The organism is Alicyclobacillus acidoterrestris (assembly GCF_022674245.1).
In the GTDB taxonomy this organism is placed as follows: Bacteria; Bacillota; Bacilli; order Alicyclobacillales; family Alicyclobacillaceae; genus Alicyclobacillus; species Alicyclobacillus acidoterrestris.
Genome location: NZ_CP080467.1, coordinates 954105 through 969663 on the forward strand (window position 1 = coordinate 954105; position 15559 = coordinate 969663).

The 15559-nt window shown below is 55.4% G+C and carries 13 protein-coding genes; 11 read left to right on the forward strand and 2 right to left on the reverse strand.

Annotated features, from left to right (window positions below; translation table 11 throughout):
* The first annotated feature begins 36 nt into the window (after positions 1 to 36).
* From uvrA to K1I37_RS04485, 3 genes are all read left to right on the forward strand, one after another.
* Positions 37 to 2925 (forward strand): excinuclease ABC subunit UvrA, encoded by a 2889-nt coding sequence (uvrA, locus tag K1I37_RS04475; RefSeq protein WP_021297832.1) that lies wholly within the window; start codon positions 37 to 39, stop codon positions 2923 to 2925.
* A gap of 58 nt (positions 2926 to 2983) precedes the next feature.
* Positions 2984 to 3934 carry an HPr(Ser) kinase/phosphatase gene (hprK, locus tag K1I37_RS04480; protein ID WP_021297833.1) on the forward strand — a complete coding sequence of 317 codons (951 nt, stop codon included), beginning with the start codon at positions 2984 to 2986 and terminating at the stop codon, positions 3932 to 3934.
* Between the two features lie 244 nt (positions 3935 to 4178).
* On the forward strand, positions 4179 to 5516 hold the full coding sequence (locus K1I37_RS04485) for a M23 family metallopeptidase (protein WP_021297834.1): 1338 nt from the start codon (positions 4179 to 4181) through the stop codon (positions 5514 to 5516).
* A gap of 428 nt (positions 5517 to 5944) precedes the next feature.
* Here the strand turns inward: K1I37_RS04485 and argS are convergent, their stop codons facing one another.
* A complete protein-coding gene (gene argS, locus K1I37_RS04490; RefSeq protein ID WP_021297835.1) occupies positions 5945 to 7666 on the reverse strand; it encodes an arginine--tRNA ligase in 1722 nt (573 codons plus the stop codon).
* 295 nt (positions 7667 to 7961) lie between these two features.
* Here argS and K1I37_RS04495 point away from each other — a divergent pair, with 295 nt between their 5' ends.
* The 8 genes from K1I37_RS04495 to K1I37_RS04530 all read left to right on the forward strand — a co-directional run bounded on the left by K1I37_RS04495 (position 7962) and on the right by K1I37_RS04530 (position 15109).
* Positions 7962 to 9686, forward strand: coding sequence for a tetratricopeptide repeat protein (locus K1I37_RS04495; RefSeq protein ID WP_021297836.1), 1725 nt, complete (start codon positions 7962 to 7964; stop codon positions 9684 to 9686).
* A 257-nt stretch (positions 9687 to 9943) separates the two neighbouring features.
* Entirely contained in the window at positions 9944 to 10438 is a 495-nt protein-coding gene (locus K1I37_RS04500) for an NUDIX domain-containing protein (RefSeq protein WP_021297837.1), read from the forward strand.
* 28 nt (positions 10439 to 10466) lie between these two features.
* On the forward strand, positions 10467 to 11333 hold the full coding sequence (gene rapZ / locus K1I37_RS04505) for an RNase adapter RapZ (protein WP_021297838.1): 867 nt from the start codon (positions 10467 to 10469) through the stop codon (positions 11331 to 11333).
* Between the two features lie 3 nt (positions 11334 to 11336).
* Positions 11337 to 12497 carry a gluconeogenesis factor YvcK family protein gene (locus tag K1I37_RS04510; protein WP_021297839.1) on the forward strand — a complete coding sequence of 387 codons (1161 nt, stop codon included), beginning with the start codon at positions 11337 to 11339 and terminating at the stop codon, positions 12495 to 12497.
* Positions 12498 to 12510: 13 nt separating this feature from the next.
* Positions 12511 to 13452, forward strand: coding sequence for a DNA-binding protein WhiA (gene whiA, locus K1I37_RS04515; protein WP_021297840.1), 942 nt, complete (start codon positions 12511 to 12513; stop codon positions 13450 to 13452).
* A gap of 143 nt (positions 13453 to 13595) precedes the next feature.
* The gene (locus tag K1I37_RS04520) at positions 13596 to 13859 is read left to right on the forward strand and encodes an HPr family phosphocarrier protein (RefSeq protein ID WP_021297841.1); all 264 of its coding nucleotides are present in this window, start codon (positions 13596 to 13598) and stop codon (positions 13857 to 13859) included.
* Positions 13860 to 13958: 99 nt separating this feature from the next.
* A complete protein-coding gene (locus tag K1I37_RS04525; protein WP_021297842.1) occupies positions 13959 to 14492 on the forward strand; it encodes a hypothetical protein in 534 nt (177 codons plus the stop codon).
* Between the two features lie 101 nt (positions 14493 to 14593).
* Positions 14594 to 15109, forward strand: coding sequence for a DUF402 domain-containing protein (locus K1I37_RS04530; protein WP_021297843.1), 516 nt, complete (start codon positions 14594 to 14596; stop codon positions 15107 to 15109).
* Between the two features lie 94 nt (positions 15110 to 15203).
* Here the strand turns inward: K1I37_RS04530 and K1I37_RS04535 are convergent, their stop codons facing one another.
* Positions 15204 to 15437 carry a hypothetical protein gene (locus tag K1I37_RS04535; protein WP_021297844.1) on the reverse strand — a complete coding sequence of 78 codons (234 nt, stop codon included), beginning with the start codon at positions 15435 to 15437 and terminating at the stop codon, positions 15204 to 15206.
* Positions 15438 to 15559: the final 122 nt, after the last annotated feature.

The following is a 15559-nucleotide window of genomic DNA, read 5'->3' on the forward strand; positions in this document are numbered from 1 at the left end:
GAGACGGGTCGCCTTTCATAGAGGGATGTGAAACTGGTGCCACAAGATTACATCTACGTGCGGGGAGCCCGTGCGCACAATTTAAAGAACGTCAACGTTCAAATTCCACGCGATAAGTTTGTGGTCGTCACTGGATTGAGTGGATCCGGCAAGTCGTCATTGGCGTTTGACACGATTTACGCAGAGGGGCAGCGCCGATATGTCGAAAGTCTGTCGGCGTATGCGCGGCAGTTCCTCGGTCAAATGGACAAGCCGGATGTTGATGGCATTGATGGCCTGTCGCCGGCCATCTCTATCGACCAGAAGACAACGAGCCGCAACCCACGGTCGACAGTCGGAACAGTGACGGAGATCTATGACTACCTGCGCTTGCTCTTTGCACGCGTGGGCCATCCGTACTGCCCCAATTGCGACATTCCCATCTCCTCGCAGACGATTGAACAGATGGTTGACCGCCTCATGCAATTGCCGGAGCGCACTCGCCTGCAGGTGTTGGCACCGATTGTCCGCGGGCGCAAGGGCGAGCACCAAAAGGTCATCGAGCAGATGCGCAAAGCCGGATACGTGCGCTTGCGCGTCGATGGTGAGGTCCGGGAGCTGGAGGAGGATATTCAGCTCGAAAAGAACAAGAAGCACAACTTGGAAGTCGTCGTCGACCGGATTGTTTTGCGCGACGACATTCACAGCCGCCTCGCTGATTCCTTGGAGTCTGCCTTGAGCCTGGCGGGCGGTATTGTCATCGTCGAAGTCATCGACGGTGAGGAACTGATGTTCAGTCAGAATATGGCTTGTCCGAATTGTGGCTTTAGCGTTGACGAGCTGGCGCCGCGCATGTTCTCCTTTAACAGTCCTTTCGGAGCCTGTGAAGCGTGTGCCGGACTCGGTGTCAAGATGGAAGTGGACCCGGAACTGGTGGTGCCAAACACCTCGCTCAGCATTGATGAGGGTGGGATTGTGCCATGGGCGGGATCGACATCGACGTACTATCCACAGTTGCTACGGGCTGCGTGCCAGGCATTTGGCATCGACACGACGGTTCCGATTGCAGAGTTGCCGGAAGACGCGCTGGAGAAGATTTTTTACGGAACTGGTGAGCCGATTCAGTTTACGTACGAAAACGACTTTGGTCAGCGCAAAACAGCGCAGATTCCGTTTGAGGGCGTTATCCCGAACTTGGAACGGCGCTTTCGGGATACGGCGTCCGATGGTATCCGCGAGTTTATTGAGTCATTTATGGCGGCGAAACCATGTCCTTCGTGTAAGGGGCGGCGTTTGAAGCCGCAGAGTTTGGCGGTTCGCATCAATGATCGCAATATCTCCGAGGTCACGGATTTGTCGGTGGTGGAGGCCCTGGATTATGTTCAAGGTCTCGAACTGTCTGAGAAGGAGATGCAAATCGCCCGGCAGATTTTGAAGGAAATCGAAAGCAGGCTCGGCTTTTTGCGCGATGTCGGGTTGGATTATCTGACGCTTTCCAGATCTGCCGGCACGCTCTCCGGCGGTGAGGCGCAGCGCATCCGCCTTGCCACGCAGCTGGGTTCTTCCTTGATGGGTGTGCTCTACATTCTCGACGAGCCGAGTATTGGTTTGCATCAGCGAGACAACGAGCGCCTGATTCGTACCTTGGAAAACATGCGGGATCTGGGGAATACACTGATTGTCGTCGAGCATGACGAGGATACGATGATGGCATGCGACTACATCATCGATATGGGGAAAGGCGCTGGCGTTCATGGCGGCGAGGTGATTAGTCAAGGTACGCCTCGTGAGGTGATGAACGACCCAGAGTCGGTGACCGGTCAGTACTTGTCAGGGCGGCGGTTTATTCCGGTCCCGGAGAAGCGGCGTAAGCCGGACGACCGTTGGTTGGAAGTACGAAAGGCGCGCGAGAACAACTTGAAGAACGTCAACGTCAAGATTCCTCTCGGTGTCTTCACCTGTGTGACTGGCGTCTCCGGGTCAGGCAAGTCGACGTTGGTCAATGAGATTTTGCACAAGGCGTTGGCGCGTGATTTGAACCGTGCACGCGTGCGCCCTGGGGCACATGACAAGATTCTTGGGCTGGAGCACCTGGACAAGGTCGTCGACATTGATCAGTCGCCGATTGGGCGGACGCCGAGATCGAACCCGGCGACGTACACAGGCGTCTTCGACGATATTCGTGACTTGTTTGCCACGACGAACGAGGCGAAGATGCGTGGGTACAAGAAGGGGCGCTTTAGCTTTAACGTCCGCGGCGGGCGCTGTGAAGCGTGTAAGGGCGATGGTATCATCAAGATTGAGATGCACTTCTTGCCAGACGTCTATGTTCCGTGTGAGGTTTGCAAAGGGAAACGGTACAATCGGGAGACATTGGAAGTTCGGTACAAGGGCAAGAATATCTCGGAAGTGCTGGACATGACGATTGAAGACGCGGTGTCGTTCTTCGAGAACATCCCGCGGATTCACCGCAAATTGCAGACGTTGCTCGACGTCGGCTTGGGTTACATGCAGTTAGGGCAGCCAGCGACGACGCTCTCTGGCGGTGAGGCACAGCGCGTGAAACTGGCTTCTGAATTGCATCGTCGCAGTACCGGTCGAACGCTGTACATTTTGGACGAGCCGACGACGGGTCTTCACGTGGCGGATATTGAGCGGTTGCTGACAGTGCTTCACAGGCTCGTCGACAACGGCGATACAGTGCTGATTATCGAACACAACCTGGATGTCATCAAGACGGCGGACTACATTGTCGATCTCGGCCCGGAAGGCGGCGATCGCGGCGGCCAATTAGTTGGCGCGGGTACGCCGGAGCAAATTTGTCAGATTGACGCGTCGTATACGGGGCGGTTCTTGAAGCCGATTTTGGAGCGCGACAAACTGCGCGCGCAAGCTCGGGCGGCGGAAGCTGAGCGTATGGCCGAGATCAATGCCGCTGCAAATTAACATATTTCACGAGTGGTGAGTTCCACCGGCTTGTAGATGATATGAGGTGGGATGCGGTTTGACCGAAGAACGCGGTGTGACTGTTCGCCAATTGGTCAAGGATTTGGACTTACACGTGTTTAATGAGGACTCTGATCTTGACCGGATGATTCAGACGCTGGATATCAACCGACCTGGATTGGCGCTTGCTGGGTATCTGCGCTACCACCCGGCAGAGCGCGTCCAGGTGTTGGGCCGTACAGAGCTGTCGTTCTTGCGCGGCATGAACGAGCGAGAGCAGGCTTTGCGGGTCTTTGCATTTTGCTCTTACCAACAGACGCCCTGTATCCTGATTACTCGGAACGATACACCGCCGTCCGTCCTGCTTCGGGAGGCGGCTGCGAAACGGATTCCCGTACTTGGAACGAACATGGTGACGACGCGCCTGACGGCCACCTTGTCCACGTATTTGGAGGAGCGCCTCGCGCCGGAAACGCTGGTTCACGGTGTGCTGGTGGACGTCTACGGGATAGGCATTCTGATTACGGGTGCAAGTGGAATTGGTAAGAGTGAAACGGGATTAGAGCTGATTAAACGCGGTCATCGCCTCGTGGCTGACGACGCGGTGGTCATTCGCCAGATTTCTGACGAGAGTCTGATTGGTTCGGCCCCGCCGCTGCTGCAGCACTTGCTTGAAATTCGCGGGCTTGGCGTCCTCAACGCGATGACGCTATTTGGCGCGGGTGCGGTGCGCACGCATAAGAAAATCGCACTGGTGATTCACCTTGAGGCGTGGCGGGAGAACGTGGCGTACGACCGGTTGGGTATCGAGCAGCACACGACGAAGATTCTCGATCTCGAGGTCCCACATGTCACCGTACCTGTCCGCCCAGGTCGCAACTTGGCAGTCATCGTCGAAGTTGCGGCGATGAATTTCCGCCTGAAGGGCATGGGGTATGACGCTGCAAAGGCGTTCACCGATGAGCTCGAGCAGGCGATTGCCGAGCAGGCGGACAAGGATAAGCAATAACCCCTGCGCTTGCAGGGGAAACTTGCAGGCGCATGCACTGCGCCACCCCAGGACTCCTACTTCTTTTTCAAATAGCATCAACTATGTTTATCGCAACCGAAGCCCCCGATGCGCCATGCGTTTGGGGGCTTTGTCGTGGTTTCAGAGAATGGGAGAGGGGTGAATGTCCCTCATGTAAAACCAGGATTTTCGAGAACTTTGTCGAATTAACACTGTTATGGTTGAATTTTAGGAGGACTGCGCAGTGAAATGGAAAGCGGCCATGCAAGGCGTGAAACGCGCGCTTGCTACCGCTCGCCAGGAAGTACAGGCGACGCATAGTGACGGTACAGTCAGGGCACAGAAACATTTGTTTGCATCTCGTTCGCGCATGCTCATTGCAGGGGCAACCACACTGGTTGTGTTCGGCGGTTGCGCTGGCGCGGTATCGATGCACGCGTTACATACAAAGAGTTGGTTACAGGTATACCGCGGTGGACAATACGTCGGATTGGTACCCGATAACGCAGATGTGGTGAGCGGTATGCAGCGCATTGCAGACGGGTACAACATCGCGTTCCAAACGGTTCCCGTGCGCACCGACGAAGCACCGACGTATTCTTGGCAGAAAGTTGCCTCATTTCCCACACAGGCTGCTGTCATTCAGGTCAACGGCAAGCCACTGGTCTACACGACCTCGAAATCTTCCGCTCAAACCGTACTCCAAAATGTCAAAGCGGCGCTGGCTCCAAAGGTCAAGGGGGCGACGCAGGAAACATCTGAGTTTGCCGATCGCGTTTCTATCGCGGAAGTTTCCGTCGGGATCGAACAAATTCTCCAGGCGACCGACGCGACGAGGCTGTTGCTGCATCCGTCGACCACGCACATCGCAGGTCGCGCTGCCTCTCCGGTTGCGTCGTTGCTGAAGGCGCAGCACTCGATCTCGACGCAATCGGCCGCATCGCCGTTGCTGACCGTTCGCTCGGAGGCGACGGTGACGAAGTCTGTGTCGGTGCCTTATCACATCACATACGTGAACGATAACACTTTGGCCACCGGCGACGAGAAAGTGGTGACTCACGGGCAACCGGGTCAAGCGAAGGAACAGGTGCGCGAGACATTTGAGAATGGCGTCTTGAAGCAAGCGAAAGTTGTATCGCGCACTACGGTGCAGCAACCGGTGACCGAAGTCGTCCACCGTGGGACGAACAGTGGGGTCGCGAGCGGCAACTGGGTTTGGCCGACGGATGGCACGACGATTACTTCACCGTTCGGGTATCGCAGCTTTGGAGGTGGCGAGTTTCACCCTGGCATTGACATTGGGGTGCCGATGGGCACGCCTATCTATGCTACCAATAACGGCACGGTGCTGTCTGCAGGCTGGAATTCAGGCGGCTACGGCAATTGGGTGGAAATCGACAACGGTAACGGCATCACGACAGTGTTCGGCCACATGTCGCGCGTCGTCGCACACAGTGGACAGACGGTCAGCAAGGGGGAGGTCATCGGCTACTCAGGTGAGTCAGGCGACGCGACGGGACCTCATTTGCACTATGAGGTGCGCGTAAACGGGACGCCAGTCGATCCGATGAAGTACACGTGACGTGCCGGCGGGATCGGGTGCGCGGTGCGCGGTGCGCTGGGTGCTGGGCGCTGTGCGCTGTGCGCTGGGCCGCTGGGTGCGGATAAGGTAGAAATTCTGCCTTAATGCGCTGGTGGAGCACCCGAAAAGGCAAATAAGGCATGAAAAGTGCACTATTGTCGCGGGTGAGGTGGAAAATCGAGCATTCGGGCACGGATAAGGTAGAATTTGTGCCTTAAAGTGGCTGGGAGTGCCGGCAAGGGGCAAATAAGGCATGAAAAGTGCGCTATTGTCGCCGATGAGTGGACACGCGCCAGCTCGGGTGCGCGAGAGACGGAGCTTATGTCAACTGTACCGATCCCGGCTGTAACACGTGAAAATAGGGCCCAAAATGGGCCCTATTTTCATATGCGCGGCGCAAGCCCGGCCCAGCCGCGCGCACGCGCGGCTTACATCTCGTCTGGCGCGTCGATCCCGATGAGATACAACGCCTTGGCCAACACCTTGCGCGTGGCGAGCGTGAGGGCTAGCCGGCGTGCCCTGTCCTCCGGATCGGATTGGAGGATGGGGTTGTGGTGGTAGAACCGGTTGAACGCGTGACACAGCTGCAGGGTGTAGCGGGCCATGACGGACGGATCGTACTCGTCAACGGCGCGGTTGAGCGCCTCGTTCGCCTGGCCGAGTTGCAGCACGAGTGCCCATTCGGTGTCGTTGAGCGCGTGCGCGTCGTCGGTTGCGCCTGCTGGTGCCGGGAAGGTGAGCGTGTCGACGTCGCCCCCAGCTTTGCGCAGGACACTTGAAGCGCGCGCGTGCGTGTATTGAACGTACGGACCTGTCTCGCCGTCGAAGTTGAGCACGTCCTCGTAGCGGAAATCCACTTCGTGCAAACGGTACGTCTTCAGGTCGTTGAAGACGACTGCGCCGACGCCCACACTTTTTGCCACCTGGTCCTTGTTGGCGAGGGTCGGATTTTTGGCCTCGATAATTTTGCGCGCTTCGTCGATAGCTTTGGCCAGCACGTCTTCGAGATAGACGACGTGACCACGCCGGGTCGACAGGCGTGCGCCGTTGAACTTCATGAGGCCGAAGCTGACGTGGACGGCGCGCGATGCGTAAGGTTTGCCCATCAGCTCGAGAACCTTGAACAACTGTTGGAAGTGCAGCTTTTGCTCGCCGCCGACGACGTAGACCAGTGTGTCCGCCCCGAGTTGATCGTGGCGATAGGCAGCGGCCGCCAGGTCGCGTGTCGCGTAAATCGACGTGCCGTCCGATTTTTTGATGATGCACGGGGGCATGTCGTAGGCGGAGAGATCGACGACCTCTGCCCCTTGGTCCTCGACTAACAGATTGTCGGCGATTAACTCGTCGACAATTGCGTCCATCTTGTCGTTGTAAAAACTTTCTCCAAGATAGTGATCGAATGAGACGTTGAGTAAATCGTACGTCTTCCGGAACACCTTCAGGCTTTCGTCGATAAACCACTGCCAGAGTTTCACCGCTTGCGGGTTACCGTCCTCTAGCTGTTTGAACCAGTAGCGCCCTTCTTCTTCGAGGGATGGATTCCGCTCGGCCTCTTCGTGGAACTTGACGTACAACTTGAACAACTCGCGCACTGGGTTTGCGCGTACGGTTTCTTCGTCGCCCCACTTGAGATACGCGGCGATGGTCTTGCCGAATTGCGTGCCCCAGTCGCCCAAGTGATTGATGCCAATGACGTCGTATCCGTCCTCGCGCATCAGCCGGACGATGGACTCGCCGATGATGGTCGAGCGAAGGTGCCCGACGCCGAACGGTTTGGCGATGTTCGGGGACGAGTAGTCGACGGCCGCCCTATGGCCTGTATGTCGATCCGCCGAAAACAACGCGTGAACATCTTGCACCGCGACATCGACGATGGCCTTCGCAAAGGGCAGGCGGGCAAGCGAGATATTCAGGAATCCGCCAGCTGGCGCCGCAGATGCCACTTCTGGAATCTGCACCAGTGTTGTTGCCAGCGTCTGCGCGATTTCATTTGGGTTCTTGCGCAGCGATTTGGCGAGTTTGAAGCAGGGTAGGGCGAGATCGCCAAGTTCTGGGTTTGGTGGGTACTCGAGCATTTGCACGAGTTCGTCTTCAGTGAGGCCCGTTGCGGGCACAAGTGCTTTGGCTATGGTGGCCTTGACCGCTTTCACCAATCATCCTCCTATATGAAAACTGCCGTGGAACGCTTGTCCGAGATGAATGCGCTCGATTGCGGCAGTTTGTCGCAATATGTAAGGAAAACGCGCGGCGTCCAAATTCGGATGGCCACGATAAATTTGGACATACCGCCGATTTACTCTCCACTAATTCTCCATTATAACATGGGGTATATCGCATAGGTACTTCGCGCTTATCGCCGGTTGTGGTATACTTTTTCCACCAGTTCACATAACTCCAGGTCAATGCGCTGATTTGCGCCTGGGCAGCAGCTTCAGGAGGTGCCTCATGGACACTCGTCATTTTCGCAAATCGTCCAGCAATGGAAGCAGCAACGTCATCGCGATGAACTTTGACGCGGCGTACTTCTTTGAGCGGGGCGTCCGCTTCCTGCAGCGGAATGATTTGAACAAGGCCCTCAAAGCATTTCGAAAAACCGTTGAATATGAGCCAAACAATCCCATTAATTATTGCAATTTAGCAGGCGTGTACTCGGAAATGGGTGATTTCGAAGCTTCGAATCAACTGCTCGAGCACGTACTTTGCGATTTAGATCCCAATATGACTGAATGCCAGTTTTACCTTGCCAACAACTATGCAAACATGGGCAAGTACGACGCGGCGGAGGAATATGTGCTTCGCTATCTCGACGCAGACCCGAATGGTGAGTACGCGGACGACGCGGAAGAGATGCTCGGCGTGCTCCTCGACGAATTCGGCGGCGGCCGTGCACTCGAGAAATGGCAAGAGGAAAAGCGGAAACTCGATGCGGAACAAGCGGCAAAAGACGGGCGATACTTCTTGGAAAACGGGCAGTTTGAAGCCGCAGTTGAGTGGCTTGAAGCCGTCATCAAGGAAGAGCCGGAAAATTACGCTGCGTACAACAACTTGTGTTTGGCCTACTACTATACTGGTCAACACGACAAGGCACTCGCGCTCGCGGACGACGTTTTGCACCGACAGCCGGATAACTTACACGCGCTGTGCAATCGTGCGATTCTCGTCAAGCATTTCGGCTGGAAGGACGTCCTAGATGCCGCTGCCGAACCGCTCTGCAAAGTGTTCCCACTACATTATGACTTGGCGATGAAGGTGGGGACCACACTCGGCATCATCGGCTATCACGCCGACGCCTTTGAAAAGTTCCGGCGCTTGATGCGCCTGACTGCGCAGGCTGACCCTGTACTCATTCACGCGACTGCCGCCGCTGCAGCGAACTGCGAAAACTGGGCCGTCGCTGAGCGCTATTGGCAAATGCTCGCGCGGGAGTCCGAATATCAGGCAGTGGCTGAACATTATTTGCGGCGGTTGCAGGAAGTCCGCGCCAACCACACCGCGCAGCTGCGCGTGAGCTACCAGTTAGACTTGCCAGTTGAGGAGCAACTGGCGGTGGTCAAGGATAAGCTCAAGGACCCGAAGATGGAGGCTTGGCGTCGTGATCCGCTTTTGCGAGCCTCGTTGTACTGGGGGCTTAGACATGGGAACCACGAGACGAGACGCCGGGTGATTCGAGCGCTCGCGGTGGTAGCCGATGACGACGCGGAGAAGGCCTTGCAACTGTTTGTCGGTCGACGCGATATCGATGATACGCTGCGATTATATGCAATTGTGGCGCTGAAGCGAATCGGAGCGCGGGGCAAAGTCCGCCTCAGCGGGGATGCGGAAGAGGTGGCGATTGAGCAGATTAACCCAGATGTCATCTTCGAACTGAACCCGAGTTGGCGAGAAGTGTGGCAGCGGGCCGAGGCGTGGCTTGAGAAGGAAAATTTGCAAAGGCTCGTGCCAGAGGCGAAGCGGCTTTGGCTTACGTATTTGTACGACATGTTCCTGCATGTCCACCGGCGGATTGGCAAAGCCGATATTTGGGTGGCTGGATTGCTCTATATCACGCTGCGGTATTTTGGTGTGCCGATTGTGCAAAGAGAGCTTGCAGAGGAGTTTTCCGTGGCGGCCTCGTCCATCCGCAAGTGCAGTGCACGATTGGAACAGTCGCTTTTCACGTCAGGCATCTGAAACGCGAAATTTGTGCAATTTTGCTGCAGATGTCACAGTTTTTTAATCCGCTTGTAACACGATTGAAATATGGTCAGCGTACGATACAGATGTAGCACATTTGACCCCCTTTTTTAATATAACTTTCGGACGCCGACAGGCGTCCACTTTTTTTGTCATCGGCAAAGAGGCGAGCGCTGTGAATCAGGAGAAAGCGCCGGTGTCGCTGGTAGTCCGAACCGCCACATGCTATGCTTTTCATTAGAGAGGTGGAGCAGGTGCAGCTGATTGTGAATTGCTTCGTTCCATGGCAAGACGGATTTGTGATGTTACAAAAACCTCGCCGGGGTTGGTGGTACTTGCCAGGGGGAAAAGTGGAAGATAATGAGCTGTGGCGACAGGCGGCCATGCGTGAATTCTCGGAGGAATCCGGTTTGCAATTGGCAGATGCGACGCTGTGTGGAATCTACCGGGTGCAGGTGGCGGCCGGATCGGACACGGCGGCAAAAGATCGCCTGATTGCCCAGTTTATCGGGCACGGCGCATCAGGAACACTGGCGCTGGACCACCGCGAGGGGAAGTTGGCGGTCATTCGACCAGAGCAATTGCCGCAGTTGCCGATGGATGAGGGCGATAGGTTGATGATTCGGCACACACTCGCTGCGCATACACGCCAAGATCCGGTCGTATTTTTTGGACACTTTACATATGATGCAGACCATCAGGTTCAACATTGGACGATTGATCCAGAAGGCTATCTCGCAACGACTTGACACTTGTTTCGGAATGGAGGGCTGAAACGTGACAGTGCGCTTAGAAACCGTGATTTTGACCGGCATGTCAGGAGCTGGAAAATCAGTCGCGATGCAGGCACTGGAGGACATTGGCTTCTTTTGTGTGGATAACCTGCCACCGGCGCTGATGCCACGTTTGCTGGACATGGCGGAGCACGCGTCTGGAAGTTTGAGCAAGGTGGCGTTCGCCTGTGACTTGCGCGGTGGCGCACTGTTTGAGCCGCTTTTGACGACTGTTGAGGAATTGCGGAGCCGGAAGGACATGGATACGACGCTCGTCTTTCTAGACGCCAATGAGGCGACACTCGTGCGTCGTTACAAAGAATCGCGGCGCAGACATCCGCTGTCTCCGACGGCACGCCTGACGGAAAGTATTACACAGGAGCGGATTGCCCTCGAGGCGGTGCGGGCGGCTGCAGATATCGTGATTGACACGAGTGATATGGCGACGTCTGTTCTGAAGAAGGAACTGACCAGCCGGTTTGAGGCACACGCAGGGCGGATGCCGGTGCACGTCGTCTCATTTGGCTTTAAGTACGGGGTGCCGGTGGATGCAGACATGGTGTTCGATGTGCGCTTTCTGCCGAACCCGCACTATATCGACGAATTGCGCCCGTTTACTGGGGAGGATGAGCCGGTCTACGACTACGTCATGCAGTGGCCGGCCACGCAGCAATTTATCGCGAAGGCCGAGGAGATGTTGGACTTTCTTCTGCCCGAATACCAACGAGAGGGCAAAAGCCATCTAGTGATTGGTATCGGCTGCACAGGGGGGAAACATCGCTCTGTGGCGATTGCTCGGCACGTGGCCGAACACCTCAGGCAGAAGGCGGACGTAGAGCTCTCGCACCGAGATAAGGGTCGGGAGGGGTAGAGCATGCGGCAGTGGTGGTTACTCGCCTGGACGATTGCGTGTTTCGGAGTTGGCATCCTGGCGGGTGTCCTGCGACTCGCGCGACTGCCGTATGGCACAGCCTTAGGAATGCTTGTACTGTTTGCCGCTATTGTGTTACTTGCATTTGGCTGGTGGCGCGATATGCGCGAAAGCCGTCGCCAAGCCAAATGGGCCGAGCGGCGACTGAAAATTGTCGCGCTGGGCGGCGGTACAGGGTTATCGACCATTCTTCGGGGACTTAAGGAGTTCCAGGTAGATCTTACAGCGGTCGTCACGGTGGCCGACGATGGCGGGAGTTCCGGTCGTCTGCGCAACGATTTTGCCATGCCTCCGCCTGGCGATATTCGCAACTGTCTCGTGGCAATGGCCGACACCGAGCCGTTGCTGGAGCGACTTTTGCAGTTTCGGTTTCCGTCAGGAGAAGGGCTAGAAGGCCACAGCTTTGGGAATCTGTTTTTAGCGGCGATGACGCATATCATGGGCGATTTCGAGTCGGCGATTCGCGAGACGAGTAGAGTTCTCGCGGTGCGTGGGCAAGTGTTGCCGGCGGTTCGGGACGATGTTCGCTTGCGCGCCTACTTGACCAATGGGACGGTCGTCGAAGGGGAGTCGAACATTCCGGAGGCGGGTGGTCAGATTGAGCGACTCGAATTGGTGGCAGATAAGCTGGAGCCACTTCCAGAGGTTTTGCGCGCCATCGAGTCTGCTGATGCCATCGTCATCGGACCGGGAAGTTTGTTTACGAGTATTCTCCCGAACCTGTTAGTTCCAGGGATTGTCGAGGCGGTCCGAGCGAGTAGCGCCAGAAAAATTTATGTTTGTAACGTAATGACGCAGCCTGGTGAAACGGACGAATTGTCCGCGTCCAGCCATGTCAAAGCCATTTATCGGCACGTCGGCGACGCGTTATTTGATTACGTCCTCGTCAACGCAGCACCGCTGCCTGAAGAGGCGTTACAACAATACCAATCGCAGCAGAGTTACCCCGTGCGAGTCGACATCGAGGAACTGAACCGGATGGGGCTCAAGGTGGTGGCTCGCGATTTTGTGCACTATGCCACATACGCGCGACACGACAGCCGCAAAGTTGCTGAACAGATTGTCAGCTTGTTGGGCTATGAACGGGATAAACGTCGAGGATAGGAGGGTGTGCGCTGTGTCGTTTGCAGCAGAAACGAAGAAAGAGTTGACTCAAATTGAGCAAGACACTTGCTGTGCGAAAAGCGAATTGCAGGCCATCCTCGGTCTCGGCGGGTGTTTTGTGACCGTCGATGGCCGCCGTCAATTGGTGGTTGAAACGGAGAATGTCGCCACAGCTCGGCGAATCTATACGGTACTGAAAGAGACGTTTGGCACGCGTTGTGAAGTGATTGTCCGCAAGAAGATGCGCCTGAAGAAGAACAACGTATACGCGATTCGCCTCACTGCATTGCAGGCGGATGCGGTGCTTTCGGAACTGGGTTGGACGGGCGAGATCGAAGACGGTCCACTGGCGGCAAATTGGCCCAAACCGGACGCGGACTGTTGTAATCGAGCCTTTCTTCGGGGATGCTTTCTCGCAGGGGGCTCTGTCAACGCACCTGGAAGCCCGTCTTATCATCTGGAGATTTACGCGGCTTCCGAAAATATGGCGGAGACGGTCCTTGCGTTGATGAATGACTATGAATTGCACGCGCGCCTGACGACACGCAAAAAAGGGTACATCGTATATCTGAAAGAGGGAGAGAAGATTGTTGACTTTCTCAACCTCATCGGCGCCGTCCGCGCGTTGTTAAAGTTTGAGGATACGCGCATCCTAAAAGGGATGCGAAATCAAGTGAACCGGCTCGTCAACTGTGAAACCGCCAATATGAACAAGACGATTGCAGCCGCGGTACGGCAACTGGAGAATATCCAATTGATTGAAGCACACATGGGCTTACAGCAGTTGCCAGATAGCTTGCGCGTGGCAGCAGAGTTGAGGCTGCGCTATCCGGAGGCGAATCTTCAAGAGCTTTGTCGCCGCATGGGGAACCGCGTGTCAAAGTCCGGTCTCAACCACCGTTTCAGGAAAATGGAAGAAATCGCCGAGCGGCTGCGCTCTAGCCCTGCCACGTAGTCAGAATATCGCCAAAATTGATGGGGCCGATGGCTGTCTATGAAAATCTCTACATGCTATACTTGAACATACTTAAATCAAGGTTCTTGGGAAAAATTCAGTTTTTCCCTACGAAAATACTATGACGAAACACGGTGATTCCGATGGTGCAGAAGGAAACGATAGTCAGAATTCAGGGCGGTTTATTTGCGCGAGCAGCGGCAAATTTTGTACAAATGGCAAATCGCTTTCGTTCAGAAGTCTTCCTCGAAAAGGGAGGAAAATCCGTGAATGCGAAAAGCATTATGGGCGTTATGTCGCTTGCTGTGGCGTCCGGGCAATCCATTATTGTTCGCGCGAGTGGCGGCGACGAGCAACAGGCGGTCGACCAACTCGTGCAGTTTATTGAGGCTGAACATCTTTCGTAAGCAGAACGCGCGGACTGGGGTGCTCGTCTGAGCCTCGTTCTTTCCCGATGGGCTTGTACATATATTTAGGACATCGGTGAAATGCAAGGGGGGCTCATCATGAGGATGCGTCTTGCCAAACGGCGTGGACGGCTACCCTATCGCGTAGTCTTCATCGCGCTTGCGGTTTTTGGGTTGTTGCTGTTCGAGATGTATCATTTGCTGATGCCTTACGTGGCACGCAATCCGATGTATCACGAGGTTACGATTGGGGAGCCAGTCATTGACACATGGGATTACGATGGTGAGGATGAAGAGGGCTACCTCAAGTTTTATAACACGTCGTCGCACGACGATGCCCTGTTGCCGCCTACGTCTAAACTATTCGGAGCGGATGGGAAATTTGTCGTCATCGAGCGGGCGGATGCAGGGTCGCTGACATATGCCGAGCCGCTTGAGAGCGCTCCGCCCATTTGGTACGTCGTTATGGTGTTGTTGATTGGCGCGGCCGTCTGGATGATCATGTATCGATTGAAAGTAAATCGGAAACGCCGCATGCATCTTCGCAAGTCGCTACCTCCCTTATCTGCCTCGTTCAACCATGGGCGTCGGTTTCGTCCTTCCAAACAGCAAAAATCCCGTTTTTTTCGTTGAAAAAATTCGTTCGATATCCGGTGTTTCTCGATGGCTTTGTGTTTTGGGTAACTCATGGTAACCTATACGGAGGATTGTTTTGATGGGAAGGGGGGGCGTGTGTGGCGCTGCGAGCAGGCCGCGTTCAACAGATCCACAAGCGTGAAGAGCGTGGGATTGATCGGTCTAATGAACCTTTTAAAATTGAAAAATTCTTTCGGCGACCCGGTCTCGTCGTCGTCGAGCGGCCAGCCTTTGAGCACGGTTACAGCAATCACCTGCGGGAAATTTATCCGCAGTGGGGCATTGCGGTGAGTACTTGCTTGAACTCAGGCACACCCGTCAAACACCCGCGACTCCGATTTGACCATTATGTGGACCTTGTCAAAGTGTGGGAAGACCAGGAGTATATCTACGTTGAAGATATGTACGTGGATGTGTTGTTATACGAAAGATCGTATTATCACGTCATCGACCTTGAGGAATTTGGTGAAGCGTTATTTACGCGTCAGGTGAGCATGGCAGAAGCTCGACGCGTGCTTGAAAATACTCAGAAGTTCGTGGACAGCATGAAACGCAGCCGATTGTCGTATCAGGTATGGAAACACAAATACGGCATTCACCGGCGCTATCTATAAAACGGCTACCGTGATGGAGCCACTCGGCGACGTCGCCGCGCATGAGAAGGAGACAGAGTCTTTTACAACTCTGTCCCTGCTGCGCCACAGTCGATTAGCTTTCAATTTCCCGCATGACTTCTTCCGCCAGGGCAGTCGCACCGCCGTCGGAGGACGATGACTGAGACCCGCCCATCATGCGCATACCCTGCGCTTTACGGACTGCCTCCCAAGCGGCGATGCCGACACTGGCACCGACGAACAGCGCGGTCATCGTTCCCATGCCACTCCTGCGTCTCGGCATGATCCGATGTCGAACAGAACTTGCCACTACGTTCATGAGACCCATGGACAGCACCCCCTCGAGTTGTATTTTGTCCTGCTTCTTTGTTTGTATGTTGACGATATGTAGCATGGCACAGATGCCCATTTGACCGATGCCGGTACCAGATGGAGCATGTAGCATGTATG